The organism is Chloroflexota bacterium (assembly GCA_016219275.1).
In the GTDB taxonomy this organism is placed as follows: Bacteria; Chloroflexota; Anaerolineae; order UBA4142; family UBA4142; genus JACRBM01.
Window position 1 is genome coordinate 24727 of record JACRBM010000038.1, and the last position, 22239, is coordinate 46965.

The following is a 22239-nucleotide window of genomic DNA, read 5'->3' on the forward strand; positions in this document are numbered from 1 at the left end:
TTCAGTTTGAGTTTGGTCTATGTCGGTTCGCTGTTTCAATCCATCCCCAATTCATTTGAGATGGCAAGCGCGGCGGAAGCCACCCATGTTGTTTTCCTGCCAATGGTACAACGCGATGGAACGCCTTTGCTAATTCCGACCAGCACACTAACAACTACACCCATACACACAGGTACTCCGACGTTGACTCGTACGCCTACGTCAACTCCCACCCAAACCAAAACGCCTACCAGCACAACCACCAGCACCCGGACGAACACACCCACCAGCACAACTACCAGCACTCGGACGAACACGCCCACCAGCACAACCACCAGCACTCGGACGAACACGCCCACCAGCACTCGGACGAACACGCCCACCAGTACTCCGACGAACACATCAACGCACCCCCCCACCAGCACGCCGACAAGCACTCGGACCACCTGCACGATAACACAACTTGTCAGCGATAGCAGTTTTGAAGCGGGGTCACCCAGTTTGTACTGGCAAGTTAGTAGTAGTCAATCGAGTGAGATCCTCGATAATTCACCAATCCCTCAACCCAACCCCACTCACACGGGTACATGGAAGGCATGGTTGGGCGGCGCTAATTTAGTGCAAGAGAGCGTGTGGCAAACATTCACCGTGGCGACCAGCGCGACAACCCTCCAAGTTAGTTTCTGGTGGCACGTGAACACTAGCGAGTCCGCCCCTCTCATCAACGATAGTCTTCATGTTCAAATCACTGACGCAAACGGAAATTGGTTGCAGACGGTGTACACATTGTATGATGGCGATGCAAATTCAGCGTGGGTGCAACAAGTGATTCCGATTTCGCCGACGTACGCCGGACAAACGCTGCGAATCGTCCTTGTCGCGAATACGGATTCGAGTGATCCCACCAATTTCTTTATTGATGATGTGGTCGTTAGCGCATGCCAGTAAGCCGGCACGCGCAACCCAAGCGCACCGTACATCCGGAGGGCACGAAGGAAAGAATGCAACGCCGCGTGCTTTTGTTTCTAATTCCAAACCTATTGCTCCTGATTCTGCCGGCGCTCGCCTGTCAAGTGTTTTCGCGCGCCGAAATTGCGCCGGCAGAGCCAGCGCCTATCGCAACCGATACCGAGCCGGAAGCCATCGCATTAATTCCCATACCAACTGAAGCGATCCCGGCAGAGACGCCTCTTTTCTCCTTTCCTATCACACCGACCACGTCGGCTCGGATGTCACCACTGACCCCAACGAAAACTCCGCCGATGCGACCAGGCATAGTCACATCGGCGACAAGTACCGTGAAACCCAATGCGACGGCGACCAATACGGCAAGACCCACTTTTACCACAACGCCCACCGCACTCCCACCTACCGTGACTCGCACATCCACGCCATCTGCCACCCAGCCACCCAGCTTCATCAAAAGTGTAACCTTGGCGCAGGGAGTTGATTTGTCTACCGGGTCACCGGTTAACGTGGCGACCGTATTCCCGCGCAACGCGGTCGTGCACGCCATAGTTGCTTTGCAAAATGCGCCGGCTCAAATAAAAGTGAAAGCGGTATGGTACGCTGTTGATGTCGGCAACGCCGCGCCGCCCAACACCCAAATCTCCAATCCCATCGAGTGGATCACAGAGTCTGGAAATACGTTCGTTGATTTCACTCAGGGTCCCATCACGCTAACGGGTACATATCGTGTCGAAATCTACTCAAACAGCATTCTTGCTCAGACATCAAGTTTCAGCGTCAAGTAGAATGGCGAGCGAAGAAACGCAAGCACTCACCTCCCGCTTACAGAGTAACCAGCCAAGTCATCCCACGTCATAATATATAGAGCGAGTTTACACCAGACCCACCATTGAGACACTCGCTCGAAATGCGCGGGAACGTGATTACTCGGCTTGCCATCAAAGGAGGTCAAGCGATGAAAGTTAATCAGCACATGCGATGGTTGGGACTAGTTTTCTTGCTGGCAATCGCAATCGGTTTGTTGCCGGTCCCAGTTGCTCAAGCGGACGAGTACGTTGGCACCTTTTTCTTCGGCACCATTCAAAGTCTGCCGAACACGCCCGGTTTTATTGGCGATTGGAAAGTCAACAATGTGATCGTTCATGTGACGAGCGGTACGGTGGTTGACCAACAAAAGGGCGCGGTCAGCATTGGCGCGCTCGTCGCCGTGCAAGGGTGGCCCAAGCCCGATGGTTCGGTAGATGGGACGTTCATTACCGTCGTCGCCGGAGTTGGCGACAAAACCAAGTTCTTTGGCATCGTCAAGGTCTTGCCCGCCGCCGCCAACCTAGTTGGCGATTGGACTGTGCAAGTAGCGGTAAACCAAAGTGTCATCGTCCATGTCGCCAACACGACCAAGATTGATCAGACCAAGGGCAACGTTGTCGTCGGCGCGTTTGTCAAGGTAGAAGGCGTGCTCAAGAATGACCAGTCTGTGGATGCCATCGAGATCACCGTCGTATTTGTGCCGCAGAATCAAGGCAAACCCGTTGCGTTCTTTGGCAAGATCGAGAGTTTGCCGAGTGGTGGTCTCGTCGGCGAGTGGAGTGTCAGCGGAATCAAAGTGAACGTCTCCGCCAGCACAAAAATTGACCAGACACGCGCCACGGCTCAGGTGGGTGCTTTTGTCCAGGTGAAAGGCATTGCCCAAGCCAATGGCTCGGTGAACGCAACAGAAATCGAAGTGAGAGCCAACACGTCTCCTCCGCCAGTCAACAAGTACATCAAGTTCTATGGCACGGTCCAGAGCATGCCGAATTCTGGAACGGTGGGCACGTGGATGGTCAGCGGGTTGCAAGTGAACGTGACCAGCCAGACCCAAATCCTCAATGGTCCTGCCAGAGTTGGCTCGATCGTCGAAGTGAAAGGGTACATCCAACCGGACGGCAGTATCAACGCGGTTCAGCTTCGAGTCATGGGCACAGGCGGAACAACGAGTTCGCCATTCGGACAGACGAGCGCCGTTGGACCGTAGCCATTTCGATGGCATTCGACGGTATAGTGAAGTTGCCAAAGGTCAATTCTCAAATCGTCGCAACAACTGGAGATGTTGTATTCAACCATCCTTTCTGGCTTGATGAGAAAAAATGATGCGCTAAAAAAACGTGACGCCGCAGTGATTCGATTGCGGCGTCACGTTTTTATTGATTCGCTAATGCCCGGACGTTGGCAAAGGTGGTGATTGCAATTTAGTTGGAATTGGCTGGGGCGAACTAGCCGGTGGCGACACAGTCGTGGCTTTGCCGGTCGGTGGTTGCGACGTAGGCAAGTTGGATGGTGTACGCACACCCGACCATGTCGGGAAAGCCGGCAGTGTTGGAAAACTGCGCGGTGTTTGCACGGCGGGTACGGTCGGGATCACTGGCACGGTTGGAATATATGATGAGGTCGGCACAACCGGAAAAGTCGGGAAAGCCGGCATAGTTGGAAAACTGCGCGGTGTTTGTGCGGCAGGTACGGTTGGAATATTCGGCGAGGTCGGCATGACCGACCAGGTCGGAAATACTGGGAAGGTTGGAAAACTCGGTGGGGTCATCACAACCGAAGGCACTCGAGTTACCCGCAATGTTGGTGAATGCGTTGGAATCTGAACCGCCGTTGGCGTTGGTTGATTCACCGGCGCAGGCGTAGCTGTACGCGATGGCGAAATCAAGGTCGCGTCAACGACTGGCGTATGCCATGCGCTCGTCCTCACGGGCGAAGGGATTGGGGGAACGATCAACGCCGGAGGAATAGTCGTCGCGCGCGGGGTGGCGCGTGCGAGTGTCGGCAAAGGTGATCCAGTTGGGAAACTCGAAGAGGGACTCGTTGCCGGTTTCAGTTCCCCATGCACCCGGGCGCGAAATTCCTCGCGGTCAGCCAATCCTAATTCTGTCAACGCGAGCCGGTGGGCAATCATCTCGCGGGCTTGCTCAATGGGCGGCGTTGTCGCGTCCGACATGTTTTGCAGTTGCTGATCAAGCGTCTCGCGCGCACGCGCCAGCACACGATTGCTTGCCGAGTCATCCAAGTTCGCCGCGAGGACCAGCGCGTTTTCGATCTCATCCTGCTGGCGCACAAAAACCGCCGCGCCGGGTGCGATACCTTTCGCGTTCAGCGCGGCGATTTCTTGCGCGCGACGATCCGATAGCTTGAGCAATTGATTCGCGCGCATTTCCAAATCGCCAATCAGCGCAAGCTGAACATCTTCGCTCCAGATTTTCACGAAATAGAATGGGTTGTCGGGCAACGTATCTTGCGCCGCGTAGACACTCGCACTGCCGCTGCCCAAAACGATTGCTACAACGACAAGCAAAATTTTCAACGGCGATAGATTAAAACGTCCCACTGGCGCGAACCAAACCAGCCATCCTGGGTGATCGGCATGGCGCGTCTGCGGCAAACGTTGCCGCAGGGATTCGGCGGTGGCAAGAAACCTGGCGCGACCGCGCGCAGCAGCGTGCGGATTTCGTTCCGGCACAGCGTCTAAACACGCCAGCGTCTTGTGTAGCTCTGGCTCAAGCCAAACATTCGAAGACTTGCCAAGTTTTCTGTGCCACTGGAACATATCAAACCCACAAAGTTCAACCGCTCATTAACGCCGCAGAAATTCCGACACACTCTCTCTACTTGTACGACGTTCAAGCGCCTGTTTGGATACGAGAAAATAAATCGGCGCCGTGCCATCGGGCAATGTCACGACATAGCCATTCAGTTTTCGCTGAATTTTCCCATTGATCTTCATCGCAAGCGCGCTGAACCGCGCAACTTTCAATGGGATGAGAGATCAGCGTTTTACCATCACAAAAAAAACACGCGACTCTTTTTGGAGAGTCGCGTGCAAACGCGCGTGTTCACGCGCTATTCGATTCCACACGCACCGCGATCCGCGCCGTAAAAACACGCATACATCGCTTGCGCGAAATACGCATGTCCCTGCGGCGTCAAGTGTCCGGTCCCATCTTTGTAAAACAACGCTTTGATTTCGTCCGTGTTCAATCCCGCTTGGCGAATGAACTGTCCCATCGGCAAGAATGCAATATCATTCTCTTGCGCGAATGGTCCCAGTTCGCGCTCCGGTCGAAACACATCGTACTTGCCCAGCGCGGGCGACCAAGCGCGTCCTTGATATTGTTGATAGAACGCCGCAGGAAAGTACGGAATCGTAACGAGGCGCATCTTGACACCTTGTTGATCGAGATGCTGTTTGAAATTCTTGAGCAATCCTTTTACGATTGCCATTGAACGCGCGGACGCTGCACTACCCTCGCGCTCGAACACGAAACTACTCGCGCCGAATGGCGCGGTATCGGTTGCGCTGTCGGTGTTCGCGGGGAACGTTGGCACGAGCGGCGGCTGATTTCGAAAACCGCGCCATAGCGAATCCACCAACGTCAGCGTGAACAACTGGCTTTGCAGCGCTTGCACCGGTTTAACCGGTTCATAACCAGTGATGACGACGTGTTGAAGCGTGTGCCGCGTGACCACATCGTCCGGATGAGTCACGACATTGCCCTGATCGTCCACGCTAAACTGCGGAATCGTGTTCGCCGACGCAGTCTGAGTTTGTAGATCATTCACGAGATGAAACACGACAACGACTTCGTTCGGACTGAGCGGCTTGAGAATGTACGGATAAAGAATCGGATCCGCGTACAGCCCCAGACCATAGCCGGGAAAACCGATCGCCAGCACTTCGGTATCGCGTTCATTTTTTCGGATTTGCTTTTCCAACCCGATACCCATATTTTGTTCGGGCTGAATTTGCAGGGCTTGCACAAACGTATCGCCAACCAAAACGATTTTGCGCGCGTCCGCTTTGAGCCGAAACGGCGGATAGTAATAGCCGTACCGATTCGTCAGCCCATTTGCCGCGCCTTCGCGATTTTGATACACGCGTCCGTGCGGCACGAACAATCCCGATGTGTTTTGCGCGGGCAGAATTTTGAAGAGCGCGCCGATTTGCAACGCGCCCTCGACGCCGAGGTACGCCAGCGCTGCGACCAGCACGACCTTGCGCCAATTTTGCATCTTGACGTGCGGCTCTGGCTTGGCGAGCAAGATCATGCCGACGACGACGACGATCAAGATCAGCATCGCGGCTGCCAGCAACGGGTACGACAGCCATTGATCCCACACGAACATCGTGAACAAAATCGCGCCGAGCGCGGCGAGAATCGTGACTCCGACTGCCGCGTGATTCTGGATGTACGCAAGCCCGCGCTTGAGCCAAGTAATGCTATCGCGCGGCACGATCAAGCCGAACCAGAACGCGTACCCCAACGTGTATAGCACGAGCAGAATGAAAAACGGTGCGGAGTACAAACCGAAGATTTGTCCGTCGGGAGTCGTGTGCGTAAACAAGTCAACGAATCCCGCCGTCCACAACATCACCGCGATCACGAGCAACAGAATGTACTCGGCGTGGCTGAGTTTCGGCGCGAGTTTCTTTTCGAGCGCGAGTGGATCGTAAAGTTCTTCCATAGACTCTCCCAAGACCCTAAGAGCTTTTTAACAATTCGGCGAAATGCCTTTCGAAGGTTGATTAGAAACGTGTCGCTTAATCAACACCTTCGCCAAAATCATTAATTGATCCGCGAATCACGCGAATCACGCGAATAAAAAACAAAATTAGCGCAGATTCGCGAGATTCGCGGATGAAGGAATTAATGACACGCCTGCCGCCTGCAAACCACACTTGTTTTGACGGCAAAACCTTCGCAAGGTTGGCTTTTGTAAACCCTTAGAGTATGTTAAATAGGGGCGCTGGTTTCTCACGCAACGGCGCAAAGAGAACAGAAAATGGCGCTCTTTGCGGCTTGGCGTGAGACTTAAGACAACCTCGTAGGGTCCGACCAGGTTACGCCGCGCCCACCGTCGAAACGAAATACACGCCCATCAACGCGATGCATGCGCCGGACACGCGCAAGATCAGCGCGCCGCGCGAATTTCGCAACGCGATGTATCCCAGCAGCGCGCCGATGACGTGCAAGCCCGCCGTCGCGACGATAAAGCCGAGCACGTACGCAATCACTTGCATCACATCACTCACCGTCCCCAACTCCGCGCCGTGCGCGTGTCCGTGAAACACCGCGAACAAGCCGACAAACAGCATCGCAATCCCTTCCGGTGTGCGCCGCTTGGTCAGCAACGCGACACCCAGGATGACGACCGACGACGCGATGCCGTACTCGACGAACGGCACCGCGACGCCGGCGATTCCCAGGATGCCGCCGATCACCATCACACTCACGAACGTCGTCGGCACGGTCCAGATCGCGCGCCCGCCCATTTGCGCGCTCAACATGCCGACGGTAATCATTGCCAGCAAGTGGTCAATGCCGAGAAGCGGATGCAAAAATCCTTCGATGGCATTGCCAACCGAGCCAGAGTGTGCCAAGACCAACCCGAATGCCGCGTAGCGCACAAGAATCGAACCGAGTATCGTGAACACGAGATACATTTTTCCCTCCGTGTGGTTTGGTGGGTGTACCCATCGTCGCGCGGCGAGCTGCCCACACTACGATGAAGGTGTCCGTCAAAATTTTGGAACACTCGACCTTGCAAAGGTTTTGACGACAAATCAAATAGGATTGCCGTTCAACCTTCGCAAGGTTTTTTCACCACCCAAAAACTTGACGCACACCCCTACGATGATGCCAGGTTTCTTTTGAATGCGAAAAATTGTATAATCAGTCTACAAAATGTCCTACGCTTGGCAACGCCCTCCAAATCAATTAACGCTCGAACCCAACCAGATTCACGTGTGGCGCATCACGCTCGATTCGTCTGCGCGCGCGGATGATTTAAGCGCGCTCCTCTCACGTGATGAACGCGCGCGCGCTCAGGCATTTCATTTTCCCGAACATCGCGCGCGGTTCATCGTCGCGCACGCAAGTGTGCGCTTGATTCTCGCGCGCTATACGCGCATCGCGCCGCCAGACCTGGCTTTCGCTACGGATGTATTCGGCAAACCGGAATTGATTCAACCCACGCCCGTTCTGCGTTTCAACCTGGCGCATTCCGAAAATCTCGCGCTCTGCGCGATCACCGCGCACGCGCCCATCGGCGTGGATGTCGAATTCATCAAGCCGCTTGAGAACCGCGCCGACATTGCCGCGCGATTTTTTTCGCCACGCGAAGTTGCCGCGTTGCGCGCACTGCCCGCCCATCAACACACGCGCGGTTTTTTCAATTGTTGGACGCGCAAGGAAGCGTACATCAAAGCGATCGGCAAAGGTCTGAGTCAACCGCTCGACGAATTCGACGTTACGCTCGCGCCCGGCGAACCGGCGCGATTGTTGTTTGCGCGCGATGATCCGTTCGCGTCAGAACGCTGGTCGCTCTTCGCGCTCGAACCCGCGCCAGGGTACGTCGGCGCTATCGCGATTCAAGCGCGCGAACGCGAGTTGCGGTGCTGGCGGTTCGAGTAATTGCCAATTTACTCACGCCCATTGTTCAAATGCTTTTGTAAATACTCGCCCAACGCCTTGACCTGCGGCTCCATCAACATTCCCAGATGATCTTGCGTTTGCATCGGGCAAAGCGTGACTTGATTTTGAATCCACGCGTTCCAACCGTAATCCAACGCGAGGTCGGGTTGTTCGCTCCGAATTAGAATCGCGTTGCCGCGATACGGTTGCGCGGCATAGCGCGTGAGCAATTGCGCGTTCCACTGCAAATGGTACAAGCCGCGAATCTTCCCGGACACCGGCAATCCCAAACGCGTGTTGATGTGATAAATCGTCATCCACACCGCATCGCGCGCGGCATAAACGCGATTGCGCGTTTCCCAATACACGCGCCGCGCGATGCGCCGCAAAACGTATCCGATTTTTTGCCGCCCATTCATCGTCGCCATCCGCGCGGCGTGCTTCTGCGCGCGTTCGGCGCGCGGCGCGTTCGGCGAAAAATCCGGACTCGTCGCGTCCACCAGCACGAGCAATTTCACTTGCTCGCCGGCGCGTTGCAACTGTTGCGCCATCTCGAACGCGACAATGCCCCCAAAACAAAATCCGCCCAACGTATACGGTCCGCGCGGTTGCACCGCGCGCACCTCGCGCACATACTCGCGCGCCATTGCTTCGATGCTTGCGGGTGACGCTTCGCCGGGACGCCCCCCGGATTCTTGAATGCCGTACAGCGGTTGCGCTGGATCGAGATAACGCGGAATGTTGGCAAAACCATACGTGCCGCCCGCGCCATGATGCACCAAGAAAAACGGCGGACGCGTGCCCGCCGGTTGAATCGGCACGAGATATTGCCACGGACTCGGCGCGACGCCGTCGCTGATCGCCTGCGCCAACGCGCGAATCGTCGGCGCTTGAAAAAGCACATAGACCGGTAATTTCCGCTCGAATTCCTTTTCGATTTTCGCGATGAGTTGCAATGCCTGCAACGAAGCGCCGCCGAGTTCAAAAAAATTCGCGTTCGCGCTGATCGCCGATTTTCCCAAGACCTGACTCCACAACGCGAGCAAACGCGCTTCGATGCTGTTGCTCACCGTTTCGATTTTTGCCGGAACCTGGGTCGCGCGCGATGGGGTTGTGTGCGCGCGCCAGGGTTTATCGGCGGGGATCCGCCGCGCCAACGCGCCCACCGTTTGCGCGGCATCGTTCGCCAGATGCTCCAGCAAACTTTGCAGACGCGTCAGAATTTCCGTCGCGGTGTTTTCATCGAACCGCGCCGCGTCGTAACCAAGCCAGAGCAAAACACGTTCGCCTTCATCCATCGCCGCCAACGTCAACGGAAAATTCGTCGTCAAGCCGCCTTTGAACGGACGCAAATCGAGCGCGTTCGCCTGCGCCGATTTGATCGCGGCTTGAAATAGAAACAGATTTTCAAAGAGCGGCGCGCGCGCGTCCAACTCCGCCCACTCTTGCAGCGCGACCGGCGAAACATACTCGAACTGTCTCTGCGCGAGTTGTTTTCTTTGTAGTTGCATGAGCCATGTCCACACCGCGTCGTCATCCCGCCAGCGCGCGCGGAGCGGCAAGTTGTTGATGAACGATCCCAGCATCGTCTCGACGCCGGGCAATTCAGGCGGACGACCTGAAACCGTGACGCCCAACACCAGGTCGTTGCTTGCCGACCAACGGCTCAACACGAGCGTCCACATTCCAAGCAAGAGCGTGTTGAGCGTCAGTTGATTTTGCGCGGAGAGTCGGCGCAGTGCTTTCGTCGTGGATTCGGCGAGCGCGCGTTCCGCGTGGCGATACTCGCTCGCGCCGGCGGCAGGCGGCAAAATTGACGTGGGTTTCACTTCGCGTAATTCAGCGCGCCAAAACGATTCCGCCGCCGCGCGGTCTTGCTTTTGCAACCAAGCGATGTAATCGCGAAACGGTCGCCGCGTGTCCGGCGGTATCGCTTCGCCGTGCATCTGCGCGCGATAGAGCGCGGCGAGTTCGTTCAACACGAGCGGAATGCACCAACGGTCGAGTATGAGATGATGACTGCTCCACACCAGGTAATGCACATCGTCCGCGATCTGGATCAACGCGACGCGCATCAACGGCGCGTGAGTCAGTTTGAATCCGCGCGCGCGGTCGCGCTCCAGAAATTCATTCAGACATTTTTCGTGGTCCGACGCCGGCGTCGCGCGCCAATCGTGTTTTTCAAATTCGAGCGTTGCCGACTCGCGCACGACCTGAACCGGCTCTTTCAACTTTTCCCACACGAACGCCGTCCGCAAAATCGCGTGTCGCGCGACGAGTTCGCGCCATGCGCGTTCGAACGCATCCACATCCAACGCGCCGCGCGCGATGTACACGAGTTGATTGAACAACACCGACGATTGCGCCGCGCCGAGCGAATGGACGAGCATCAATTCTTGCATCGGCGAGAGCGGGTAAATGTCTTGAACGTTTTTCATACGTTGATTGGAAACCTGGCGAAGGTTTTAAAACCTTCGCCAGGTTGGACACCTATTCCCCATCCACCTCAGCCAGCGCGTTTGCGATCTGACTCAGGTCGTTTTGGTTGAGCGATGCGAGCGCGAAATCGGACGCGGTTACGCCGCTCGCGTTCGACGATTGGCAGTGTCGAATCAATTGCCGCAACGCGTCCGCGAATCGCGCGGCAAGTCGTGCGATCGTTTCCGCGCGATGCGCATTCTCGCTGAAGGTCCAGACCGCGTGAAACGCGCCGTCGCGAATGTAACTGTTAATCTCGATGAGATATTGGCGCGCGTCGTCGGGATGCCGCGCCTCGCCGACCGACTCGGCAACTGGCTCGAACAAGCCGCGCGCGTGTTGCGTTTCGTCCAAGCGTCCCAAATAGTTGAACACGATTTCAGGTTCGGGGAGCGCGGATAATTTTTCGCGCGTCTCGGCGTCGCGCGACAAGTAACGCAAGATGCCGTGTCCGATGCCGTGATTCGGAATCGCGCGCAGTTGCTCTTTGACGGCAACGAGTGTTTGTCCCCAATCCGCGTGCGCTTCAACTTGCAACGCGACGGGAAACACCGTCGTGAACCAGCCAACCGTGCGCGAGACATCCACGCCCTCGAAGAGCGATTCGCGTCCGTGTCCTTCGAGCGCGAGCAAAACGGAATTCGCGTTCGTCCACTCTGCCAACACGCGCGCGAGCGCGGTCAACAACGCGTCGTTGATCTGCGTGCGATATGCTGGCGGCACGTCGTGCATCAGCGCGCGCGTTTCTTCGGCATCGAGCGCGACCGTAACCGTTTGCGCCGAACGCACCGAGTTGTCCGCACGCGCGTCGAAATCGCGCGGCAGGGTTGCGCGTGTGCCGAATTTCGCATCGAGCCAGAACGCGCGCTCCTGGATCAGCGCCGGTGATTCCGCGTGCGCGGCTTGCTGTTCGCTCCACTGTTTGAACGAGGTCGTCTTGGGCGCAAGTTGCGCCTGGCGATAGATCGTTTCGAAATCTTGCAAAAGCACGCGCCACGAAAGATTGTCCACGACCAGGTGATGGCAAACGATCAACAATTCGCTTGCGCCAATCTGCGCGAACCGAATCAGCGCGCCTGTTTCGAGATTCAGTGCGCGATGCAAACGCGTCGCGATTTTTTCGACCGGTTCATCGCGCGCGATTGGTTCGAACGGAATCTCCGCCAACATCCCCAAAAATTCCTGATGCCATTTTCCGTCGGCTTGCCAAAACCGCGCGCGCAGTGCATCGTGTTGTTTCAAAAGTTGCGCGACTGTTTCGCGCGCGCGGGCGGGATCGAGCGATTCGTTCGCGCGCAACAAGAAACCTTGATTCCACTGTTGCGGTCGCGTGAGATTGTGCTCGAAGAACCAATGCTGAATTGGGGTCAGCGGAACCGCGCCGATCACTAATGTTTGCTCGGCAGTTTGCTTTTGCGATGCGGTTGCAATCGCGGCGAGAGCGGCAATCGTCGGATGATCGAACACGTCGGTCGGCGTAAAGAAAATATCGGCGCGCCGCGCGCGCGCGACGATCTGAATACACACCAGCGAGTCGCCGCCGATTTCAAAAAAGTTGTCGTGAATGCCGACTATTTCGAGACCCAACACCTCGGACCAAATCTGCGCCAACTGTTTCTCGATTTCGTTGCGCGGCTCGACGAGCGCGGCGGACGCATCGGCAGGTGTCGCCGCGACATCGGGCAACGCCTTGCGATCCACTTTGCCGTTCGGCATGCGCGGCAACGCGTCGAGCGCGATGATGTGCGCGGGCAGCATGTAATTCGGCAGTCGCGCGCCGAGAAAATTTTTGAGGTCGCCCGCGTCTGCGCCGTTTTTGAACACGACGTACGCAACCAGTTGTTTGCTCGCGTTCGCGTTCGGCGTCGCGCCGAGTTTTTGCGCGAGGCGCGCGCGTTGTTGTTGCGACAGCGCGGCGAGTCGTTCGGACAATTGGCTCATTTGACCGCCTTGATGACGACCATCGAATCCGCCCACCACGTATCGCGCAGGTCGGGCGGCAGGGTCAGTTTGACGCGCGCGAGTTCGAACGCGCGAAAGTGATTCAAGACCAATCGCTGATGCGCGCGGCTGAACGAATCCATCTCGTTCGTCATATACGTGAAAATTCCGCCGTCGCGCAAATGCGCGGATGCGGTTGGGAAGAATTGTTCGGCGAACGTCACGCTGTTCAACACCTGCTCGACGTACTCGGTTTCGTTCAACGGAAACGTGTGAAAAAAAATTCCGTCGTACATTCCAAATTGAGCCACCGTGTCTTGCCACTTGCCTTGAATCAAGCGAATGTCGCGTTCGGAAAATTTCGCACGCCATGCGTGAAACCGCGCGATGACCGAATCGTTGCACTCGACCACCGTGTGCGATGTGACGCCGCACGCTTGAATGTATTCTGCCGACACGCCGCGCCCGAACCCAATTTCCAGCACGTCGCCGTGCGTTTGCGTGGCGATCTGCGCCATCGCACGCATCAACGGAATTTGCCAGTCTTCCATGATTTCGTCATCGGCGAGCGGCGCGTTGCCGCGTTCTGCGATGTGAACGCTTTCCGCGCCGGGCACAAAGCGCGCGGCAAGTTGATCGAGTTGATTCAGGTCGTCGGCGAATTCCGCCATCGCCTTGTTCAACAGCCAATTGCGTTGCGACGCGCGCGGCGGCGCGATGAAATTTTCGTTCTTGAGGTCGAGCGTCAGTTCAAAATTTTGCGTGCGTTTGAGTTTGCGAGTCATAAGTTCAATTCTGTCAATGCGAGCGCCGTTTGCGAAGCAATCCCCCTCCCCAACCCTCCCCCGCGCGCGGGGGAGGGCAGGGTGGGGGCGGAGATTGCTTCGTCGCTTTGCTCCTCCCAATGACATCTGAGCGGTTCAATTCGTGAAGATTCGCGTGCTTCGCGGATTAACCAAGTTGCTCGATCTCGTCGAGCAGTTGCCGCGCGCGCGCGTTGCCGCGCGCTTCGAGTTGCGCAAGCAGACCGTCGTCGGCATCGCGCGTGATGACGACCGCGTCTTGCGCGCCGGCGTATTGCTTGATCGCCGCTTCGATCTCTTCGACTTCGATGCGATAACCGCGAATTTTCACTTGATGATCCACGCGACCCAGGAAATCAATGTTGCCGTCGGGACGATAACGCGCGAGGTCGCCGGTTTTGTAAAGGCGGGTTGGGGAATTGCTAAATGGGAATTGGTAAATGGTAAATTTCTCCGCCGTCAAATCTTCGCGATGCCAATATCCGGGCGCAACACCATCGCCGCCGATGTACAACTCGCCGGCAACGCCGAGGGGAACGGGGCGCAAATGTGTGTCGAGAATGTACGCTTGCATGTTCGGAATCGGACGCCCAATCGAAACCTGGGTCGCGTCCGGCGGAATCGCGCACGCGGTTGCCCACACCGTGCCTTCGGTCGGACCGTACTCGTTGTAGAGCGTCGCGCGCGGCAAACGCGCGTAATGTTTCTGAATCAACGCGGCAGGACAGGATTCGCCCGCGACGATTACGACGCGCAACGAATCGAGCGCGCCGGGTTCCGCGTACTCGAGCACGAGATGGTAGAGCGAGGGAAGCGCGAGCGTGTGCGTTACGCGCCAGCGCGCGATGAGATCGCCGACGTAATTCACATCCTTCTCGCCGTCTTGATCGGGCAGGCACAACGCGCCGCCTTGCGCCAACGCCCAAAAAATTCCGGCGACCGAACTATCGAACGCGAACGACGAGAGGAGCAAATAGCGTTCCGCTTTTTCCGGATAAAACGCGAAACGCGCGAACGTCGAATGAACGAGATGGCGATGCGTGATCGGCACGCCTTTCGGTTTGCCGGTCGAGCCGGACGTGTAAATGATGTACGCGAGTGAATCGGAAGTCGCATCGTTGGATAGTTGGATAGTTGGATAGTTGGCAATGGATTCCCAGTCTGCATCGAGGCAAACGATGCGCGCGGTTGTGTGCGGCAACGCGTCGCGCCATCGCCGTTGCGTCAGCACCACCGGCGCATGCGTGTCGGACAGCATGAACGCGAGACGTTCCGCCGGGTACGATGGATCGAGCGGGACGTACGCGCCGCCGGCTTGAAGCACGCCGACGATGCCGACGATCATTTCGAGCGAACGCTCGACGCACAAGCCGACACACACGTTCGCGCCGACGCCTTGCGCGCGCAAGAAATTCGCGAGACGATTCGCGCGCGCGTCGAGTTCGGCGTACGTCAAACATTCGTCGCGATAAAACACCGCGGGCGCGTCCGGCGTTTGCGCCGCGTGTTGTTCGATCAGCGTGTGCATCAACGCGTCGCGCGGGTAATCGCATCGCGCGTTGTTCCACTCGACGAGCATCGTATCCAGTTCCGCGCGCGTCAACATTTCGACCTCGCCCACGCGTTGTTGGGAATGCGCGAGCATATTCGCCAAAATCGTTTGCAGATGCGCGAGTAGTTGGTCAACGATTGCCGGCGCGAAACGCGCGCGATCCGCGATGAGGTACAACTGCATCGCCGCGCCCGGCACGACGAGCAGCGCGAGCGGAAAGTTGCTCTGCTCGGCGTGTCGAATCGCGCCGAGGTGAATGTTGCACGTCGGCGGCGTGAGCGAACCTTCGGTCGGATAATTTTCAAAAACGACAATCGTATCGAACAGCGCGCGCTGCTGTTGCATCTCGCTCCATGCGCGAATTTTCGCGAGCGACGTGTGTTCGTACTCGCGCAGGGCGACGTTGCGCGCTTGCAATTGTTCGAGCCACGCATCGAGCGGCATGGCGGCGTCCACCGCCACGCGCAAGGGCAGCGTGTTGATGAACATGCCGATCATTTTTTCCGCGCCGTCCAAATCGAACGGTCGCCCCGCCATCGTTACGCCGAACAGCACCTCGTCCGCGCCGCTGTAACGATTAAGCAGAATCGCCCACGCGGCTTGGATCAGCGTGTTCAACGTCACGCGATTCGATTGCGCGAACGTTTGCAGCGCCGCGCTCGTTTCGGCGGACAACGCGACGCGTGTTTGAATGTAGCCCGCTTCGCCCGTTGTGCGCGATTCGATTTCCAATTTCGTCGGCGCTTCCAAGCCGCGCAGTTCGGCGCGCCAAAATGATTCCGCGCGCGTGTGATCGCGTTGCGCGAGCCAACGAATGTAATCTTGAAACGGTCGCGGCGACTCGCGCGAAAATGTTTCGCCGCGACAAAGCGCGTCGTAACATGCCAACACCTCGCGCAGGACGAGGTAGGTTGACCACCCGTCCATAATCAGATGTGAGTAACTCCAGACGAAGCGATGCGCGTGCGGCGCGGTGCGGATTAAACGCAAACGCATCAGCGGCGCACGCGTCAATTCAAATCCTTGCGCGCGATCCGCGCGCAAAATTTCCTCTAGCCGCGCGTCCTGTTCGGCTGGGTCGCGCGACGACCAATCCTCGATCTGCCAATCCAGTTCGACGCGTTCGCGTACGATCTGCAACGGCTGATCGCGTTTCTCCCACGTGAACAAGGTTCGCAACGCAGCGTGCCGATTCGCGATCATCTCCCACGCGCGCGTGAACGCGTCGCGATTCAGTTCGCCGTCAAGTTCGCAAATCAATTGCTGAACGTAGACGCCGCTGTTCGGCGATTGGATGACGTGAAACAGCATCCCTTCTTGCGTGGGCGTGAGTGGATAAATCGCTTGAATGTTTCCGGTGGTCATGGTTCTGTAAACTCAGCGAGAATTTCGTCTAACTGGGTTTGGTTCAATCGCGCCTCTGGAAAATCAGAGGGCGTGAGCGCGCGCGCGTTTTCTGTGCCATCAATCAACGCGCACAAATGCGCGCGATAATTTTGCGCGAGTTGTTCAATCGTCGCGCGTTGGTGCAGACGCGCGCCGAACGTCCAGTCCACGCGCAACGCGTCGTCCGCGATGTGCGCGTTGACTTCGAGCGCGTATGGTCTTTGCGCGCGCGGACTGCGCGCGAGTTGCAACGGTCCCGCCAACTGAAAGCGCGTTGAATCCGCGGCGACCGCGTCGAACTGTCCCAGATAGTTGAACAATACGTGCGGCGCGACGGCGAGCGCGGCATCGTTTGCGAGATAACGCAAAACGCCGTAATCGAGTCCGTGATTCGGCAGCGCGCGCAGAGTTTCTTTGATCTGCTTGAGCGTCTCGACGCGCTGGGCGCGCGCGGTCAAATTGACCGGGAAGATCGCGGTGAACCAGCCGACCGTACGCGATAGGTCCACCTCGGCGAACAAATCCTCGCGTCCGTGTCCTTCGAGCGTGATCGTGTGCGCGGCGCGTCCCGTCCAATCGGACAAGGTGTGCGCGAGCGCGGTGAGGAGCAGATCGTTGATCTGCGCGTTGAACCGCGCGGCGACCTCGCGCATCAATCGCCGCGTGTCGTCCACGTCGAGCGCGATCGAGATTGTCGCCGCGTGCGCTTGCGCGTTGTCGCCGCGCGCATCGAACGGAATTTCGATGGACGCGTCCTGGGTTTGCGTCAGCCAAGCATTGCGATGGACGCGTGCGCCGGCGTACTCGCTCAATTTTTCCGACCACTGCTTGAACGACGTCGTCTTGGGCGGCAACGCGACCGCGCGATGTTCTTCGAGTTGATCGCACGCGGTTTCCAAATCCTTGAGCAAGACCCACCACGCCACGCCATCCACCGCGAGATGATGCGCGGCGATCACCAAGCGCGGCGGATGCGCGTCACCGCGATTGACCCACAACGCGCGCAACATCCTGCCGCGTTCGAAATCCAAACTCGTTTGCAACTTGTCCGCCGCGCGTGCGAGTTCGGTTTCTTGCGCCGAGTCACGCAGATGCGACAGGTCAATTTCATCGAGAACATCTTGCTGCGCGTCTAGGGCTTTGGGTAAGTCGCGCCCGTCTGTCATTGCGAGCGGTTTTTGCGAAGCAATCTCCAAGTTGCTTGGGGACTGCTTCGCTCCGCTCGCAGTGACATTCGGACTTGGACCAAGCCCTAGCGCGCCTGCTTCGAGTGTTTGCCGCCAGCCGTTTTCGTCGCGCGTGAATCGCGAACGCAACGCGTCGTGATGCGCGAGCAAATGGCGCAACGCGTTCGCGAGCAGCGCGGGATCGGTGCGCTTGGTGATATCGAGTTGCAGAGTTTGATTCCAGTGATGCGCGTCCGCGAAATTCTGTTCGAAGAACCAATGTTGAATCGGCGTGAGCGGCGCATCGCCGGTAACGACGCCTTGCTCCGCGCGCGCGCGCGTCTGCGCGACCGCGACGCTCGCCAACTCGGCAATCGTTTGATGCTGAAACAATTGACTCGGCGTGAGTTTCAAGCCGACTTGATTCGCGCGCGCGATCGTTTGGATGTTCAGAATCGAATCGCCGCCGAGTTCGAAAAAGTTGTCGTGGATGCCGACGCGTTCGATTCGCAACACCTTGCGCCAAATTTCGGCGAGCAATTTTTCGGTCGGCGTGCGCGGCGCGACGAACGTCGCCGACAGTTCGGGACGCGATTCGCCGGGACGCGGCAATGCCTGACGATCCACTTTGCCGTTCGGCGTCAGCGGCAGTTTGTCGAGTCGAATGAAATGCGCGGGAAGCATAAAGGCAGGCAACTGTTGTGCGAGATGCGCGCGCAGTTCCGCCGGCGTGAGCGGCTTGTCCGAAACGAAATATGCCGCGAGCCGATTCGTCTCCGCGTCCTGCGCCGGTTCGACGTAGCCGATTTCGTTCAGGATGCGCTGGACGCGCGCCGCGTCAATGTCGTCGTCGAGTTCTTGTAGCGCGGCGTCGCGCGTTTTGTGTCCCAGTCGCACGTCCCAACTGTACGGCAACGCGTAATTGTGAAAGCCGCGCTGTTTCTTGTGAAGGTAAATGCCGACTTCGTTGATGAGACAATTCGTCGAGCGACCCGTGTCCGCCGGACGAATCCAGGGCGCGTGTTCCGTCAAGAACGCGTACACCTCGGCAAGCGACACGTCGCAGTAGCGATAAAAATCAACGAACTGGATGTTGTCGAAGAGCGCGTCGTCGCGAAAGACATCCACGTCGAGTTTGTGCGAGATCACATCGTCGCGGCGATGGTACGCCTTGCGCGCCGCGATCACGGCTTGGTCAAGCGCGGCGGGATCGAAATCGGGCGCGAGGAAAACGTCCTCGGTCAAGCGCGTTTCGAAAAATTGCCCGCGCGACAAGCCGGTCACGATGTAGCGGATGTTTTGCTCGCGCGCGAGATTGACCGCGAGCGTGTAAATCGTTTTGAAACAACCGTTGCAGACGTTCGCATACTGCTTCAAACTGTCCGCAAAAATCGCGTTCATGTGCGGCGTGGTTCCGAAAACGTGATCCACGCCGAGCGCCTGCACGACGCGCACGATATTCGCTTTCGCGGATTCGGAGATGTAGCCGTTGTCGAGCGAAAAGACGAGCGGCGTGAGACCCAGCTCGACGAGGCGATACAGCATGTACGTGCTGTCCTTGCCGCCGCTCAACAACGCGATGCAATCGTACTTGCCGGCGCGCGCGGCGCGCATCTGCGCGACGATGGCGCGCAGATCGTCCATCGTCTTGAAATATCGTTGCGCCTTGTCTTTGTACGTGTCGAACGCGCGGCAAAAATTGCACACGCCGTTCGCGTCGTAACTCGCGCCGGGAAAATTCGACGCGAGTCCGCAGCGCGCGCAAAAGAAAACGTCTTGTGTAACGCGCGCGGGTTTGACCACATCCACCACGCACTCACGCACGTCGGAATGCGCGAGCAAGCGCGCTTCGATCTCGCCGAGTTCGATACGCGCGCCGCCAACTTTGACTTGATGATCCGCGCGACCCAGGAATTCGAGTTGACCGCCGGCAAGCCACCGCGCGAGGTCGCCGGTTTTGTAAAGGCGCAATTGGGAATTGGGAATCGGGAATCGGGAATTGAGGAATCGTTCCGCCGTCAGGTCATCGCGACCGAAATATCCGCGCGCCAGTCCGTCGCCTGCGATGTACATTTCGCCGATGACGCCGGTGGGCGTGGGATTGAGATGTTGATCGAGAACGTAAATTTGCGCGTTGTCGGCGGGCTTGCCAATCGGCACGGACAGCGCGCGGTCGCGTTCCGCATCGAAGCGATGAATCATGCAACCGACGGTCGCTTCGGTCGGACCGTACTCGTTGTAGATTTCGATTGGCTTATCAAACGCGCGCGTGATCGCGCGGGCGAGTTCGGTTTTGAAATCTTCGCCGCCGACGATGAGCGCGCGGACGCGCGACGCGCGCAGATCAGAATCGCGAATCAGTGCGAGGTGCGCGGGCGTGAGTTTGATAATATCCACCGCGTTGTCCGCAATCACTTTTAGAATCGCCGTCCCGCGCGCGTCGGGATCGTCGCGATAGACGACGAGGCGTCCGCCGGAAATCAACGGCGTGAAAATGGAGGTTACCGTGAGATCGAACGACAACGATGAAAAGAGTGGAAATGCGAGCCGCTCGCCTTGCGTGTACACCCTTTTTGCCCACCAAATATAATTCGTCAACGCGCGATGTTCGATCATCACGCCTTTGGGTTTGCCGGTCGAGCCGGAAGTGTAAATCACATAAGCAAGCGAATCGGAATTAATTGGTGATTGGGAATTGGTGATTGGACGCGCTGCGTGGAGATCGAGAAACTCGGTGTCCAAACACAAGACGGTTCCATCGAATTCGAGAACGCGATTCTTGAGATGCGATTGCGTCAACACCATGGGCGCGCGGGTGTCGGCGAGAATTAGCGCGAGGCGTTCTGGCGGGTACGCCGGATCAACCGGGACGTACGCGCCGCCCGCTTTGAGGACGCCGAGAATCGCGACGACGACCTCGCTGGAATGTGCCATGTAAATCACGACGCGTTGCTCTGGCGCAATGCCGCGCCCGCGCAAGTGATGCGCGAGTTGGTTCGCGCGCGCGTTCAGTTCCGCGTACGTCAAGCGCGCGCCTTCAAACTCGATCGCGATGTCGTCCGGGTTTTGCGCGGCTTGTTGCTCGAACAGCGCGACGACGGTTTGCTCCGCCGGGTACGGCGTCGCGGTGCGATTGTATGCGACGACGAGCGCCTGATGTTCGGCGTCGCTCTGCAAACTGATCGCGTTGAGCACGCGCGCGCGGTCGGCAAGGAACGCGTCCACGACGCGCAAGAATTGTTGAATCGTCCACGCGCGTTGCGCTTCGTCGAACACGCTCGCGTTCAAATCAAAGTGCAATGTGAAATTGCCGGTCGCGCCGAAATCGTGGACTTGCAAACGCAAACTGTGATTGCTGTCGCCGTAACCGGCATGAATCCACTCGACCTGTGGCGTCATTCCCGCAAAATCGGGAAACGCGACGTTGACATAGTTGAGCAAAATCTCGTACGCGCGATTGCGCTCCGCGCTACTCACGCCGGGTTGCGCGTATCGCAACGCGTTCAACACCTCGCGCGAAACTTTTTTGTGGAGCGATGCAAACGTATCGTCGTCCGCGACCTCGAACGTGAGCGGACAAATTTCGATGAACACGCCGACCGTGTCCTTGTGCGCCGCCGTCGCGCGATTGTGGAACGGCACGCCAATCGTCAAGCGCGCATTGCCGCTGACGCGATGGAGATACGCACTCATCAGCGTCGCAAAGATCGCGTAGAGCGACAGGTCTTGGCTCAACAGGCGCATCCCCGGCGCGTTCGCGAGCGCGCGCAGTTGCGCGGAGCGTTCCGCACCCAAATCCAACGCAACGCGTTCGGTGCGCGCGCCGCGTGAGGCGGGAACGCGATTGAAAAATTCGATCGGTTGCGACGCGGGCGTTTGCGCGCGCCAGTACGCGTCCGCCTGCGCGAATTGCGGCGTCGCGCGAAACGCGCGTTCGTAATCGGCGTACTCGCGGAACGTCGGACGCGCGGGCAGATCGCGTAGATCGTTTTGCAACGCGCGCGCGTACAACTCCGCCATTCGTTTGTACACGACGACGAACGACCAGCCGTCGGTGATGAGGTGATGTTGATTGAGATACCAGACGAATCGCGCGGGCGCGAGTTGGACAAGGCACGATTCGAACAGACGCGCACGCAGATCACAGACGCGCGCGCGCCGCGCGTCGAGCCATTCTGCAAACGCGGCTGGGGGATCGTCCGCGCGCGAAAGATCAATCCACTCGACCGCGTAATCGAGTTGCGGCAAGACGCGTTGCTGCGGCGCGCCGTCGAGCTCGACGACGACGGTGCGGAGCGCGTCGCTCTGATTGATCAACGCCTGGAACGCGCGTTGAAACGCGGCGCGGTCAATCGCACCGTCGAACGCGAACGCCTGAATCATATTGTAGAGCGGCGCGTCGGGATCGAGTTTTTGCCCCAGCCAAATGAGAAACTGGGTGTTGGTGAGATTCGAACGTTCGCGCAGCGTGTTATCGGAAATCGGCAATGCCACGGCAGTTGCTCCGAAAAAAA

At 57.9% G+C, this 22239-nt stretch carries 13 protein-coding genes; 4 read left to right on the forward strand and 9 right to left on the reverse strand.

The features are described from left to right. Positions 1–35: 35 nt before the first annotated feature. On the reverse strand, positions 36–416 hold the full coding sequence (locus HY868_08185; GenBank protein ID MBI5302099.1) for a hypothetical protein: 381 nt from the start codon (positions 414–416) through the stop codon (positions 36–38). A 340-nt stretch (positions 417–756) separates the two neighbouring features. Between HY868_08185 and HY868_08190 the strand changes: the two genes are divergently transcribed. From HY868_08190 to HY868_08200, 3 genes are all read left to right on the forward strand, one after another. After that, on the forward strand, positions 757–927 hold the full coding sequence (locus HY868_08190) for a hypothetical protein (GenBank protein MBI5302100.1): 171 nt from the start codon (positions 757–759) through the stop codon (positions 925–927). 53 nt (positions 928–980) lie between these two features. Beyond that, the gene (locus HY868_08195; protein ID MBI5302101.1) at positions 981–1733 is read left to right on the forward strand and encodes a hypothetical protein; all 753 of its coding nucleotides are present in this window, start codon (positions 981–983) and stop codon (positions 1731–1733) included. Positions 1734–1903: 170 nt separating this feature from the next. Then, positions 1904–2962, forward strand: a complete 1059-nt coding sequence (locus tag HY868_08200; GenBank protein MBI5302102.1) for a hypothetical protein — start codon at positions 1904–1906, stop codon at positions 2960–2962. A 177-nt stretch (positions 2963–3139) separates the two neighbouring features. Here HY868_08200 and HY868_08205 read toward each other — a convergent pair whose 3' ends face one another. The 3 genes from HY868_08205 to HY868_08215 form a co-directional block, all read right to left on the reverse strand. After that, the gene (locus HY868_08205) at positions 3140–4447 is read right to left on the reverse strand and encodes a hypothetical protein (protein ID MBI5302103.1); all 1308 of its coding nucleotides are present in this window, start codon (positions 4445–4447) and stop codon (positions 3140–3142) included. Positions 4448–4827: 380 nt separating this feature from the next. Further along, positions 4828–6450, reverse strand: coding sequence for a hypothetical protein (locus tag HY868_08210; GenBank protein MBI5302104.1), 1623 nt, complete (start codon positions 6448–6450; stop codon positions 4828–4830). Positions 6451–6826: 376 nt separating this feature from the next. After that, positions 6827–7429, reverse strand: a complete 603-nt coding sequence (locus HY868_08215) for a HupE/UreJ family protein (GenBank protein MBI5302105.1) — start codon at positions 7427–7429, stop codon at positions 6827–6829. Between the two features lie 241 nt (positions 7430–7670). On the opposite strand from HY868_08215, the gene HY868_08220 reads away from it, so the two are divergent. Further along, on the forward strand, positions 7671–8399 hold the full coding sequence (locus HY868_08220) for a 4'-phosphopantetheinyl transferase superfamily protein (GenBank protein ID MBI5302106.1): 729 nt from the start codon (positions 7671–7673) through the stop codon (positions 8397–8399). A gap of 8 nt (positions 8400–8407) precedes the next feature. On the opposite strand, the gene HY868_08225 is transcribed toward HY868_08220, so the two are convergent. From HY868_08225 to HY868_08245, 5 genes are all read right to left on the reverse strand, one after another. Next, a complete protein-coding gene (locus tag HY868_08225; protein ID MBI5302107.1) occupies positions 8408–10837 on the reverse strand; it encodes a hypothetical protein in 2430 nt (809 codons plus the stop codon). Positions 10838–10889: 52 nt separating this feature from the next. Beyond that, positions 10890–12818 carry a hypothetical protein gene (locus tag HY868_08230; protein MBI5302108.1) on the reverse strand — a complete coding sequence of 643 codons (1929 nt, stop codon included), beginning with the start codon at positions 12816–12818 and terminating at the stop codon, positions 10890–10892. Then, positions 12815–13603, reverse strand: a complete 789-nt coding sequence (locus tag HY868_08235; protein MBI5302109.1) for a class I SAM-dependent methyltransferase — start codon at positions 13601–13603, stop codon at positions 12815–12817. The genes HY868_08230 and HY868_08235 overlap by 4 nt, the downstream gene beginning before the upstream one ends. A 166-nt stretch (positions 13604–13769) precedes the next feature. Then, positions 13770–16538, reverse strand: coding sequence for an amino acid adenylation domain-containing protein (locus HY868_08240; GenBank protein MBI5302110.1), 2769 nt, complete (start codon positions 16536–16538; stop codon positions 13770–13772). Further along, the gene (locus HY868_08245; GenBank protein ID MBI5302111.1) at positions 16535–22219 is read right to left on the reverse strand and encodes an amino acid adenylation domain-containing protein; all 5685 of its coding nucleotides are present in this window, start codon (positions 22217–22219) and stop codon (positions 16535–16537) included. Before HY868_08245 ends, HY868_08240 begins: the two co-directional genes overlap by 4 nt. Between the last annotated feature and the right edge of the window lie 20 nt (positions 22220–22239).

Coding starts and splice junctions, on each gene's coding strand:
- HY868_08195 (MBI5302101.1), top strand. CDS start 981: ATGCAACGCCGCGTGCTTTTGTTTCTAATTCCAAACCTATTGCTCCTG.
- HY868_08200 (MBI5302102.1), top strand. CDS start 1,904: ATGAAAGTTAATCAGCACATGCGATGGTTGGGACTAGTTTTCTTGCTG.
- HY868_08210 (MBI5302104.1), bottom strand. CDS start 6,450: ATGGAAGAACTTTACGATCCACTCGCGCTCGAAAAGAAACTCGCGCCG.
- HY868_08215 (MBI5302105.1), bottom strand. CDS start 7,429: ATGTATCTCGTGTTCACGATACTCGGTTCGATTCTTGTGCGCTACGCG.
- HY868_08220 (MBI5302106.1), top strand. CDS start 7,671: ATGTCCTACGCTTGGCAACGCCCTCCAAATCAATTAACGCTCGAACCC.
- HY868_08225 (MBI5302107.1), bottom strand. CDS start 10,837: ATGAAAAACGTTCAAGACATTTACCCGCTCTCGCCGATGCAAGAATTG.
- HY868_08230 (MBI5302108.1), bottom strand. CDS start 12,818: ATGAGCCAATTGTCCGAACGACTCGCCGCGCTGTCGCAACAACAACGC.
- HY868_08235 (MBI5302109.1), bottom strand. CDS start 13,603: ATGACTCGCAAACTCAAACGCACGCAAAATTTTGAACTGACGCTCGAC.
- HY868_08240 (MBI5302110.1), bottom strand. CDS start 16,538: ATGACCACCGGAAACATTCAAGCGATTTATCCACTCACGCCCACGCAA.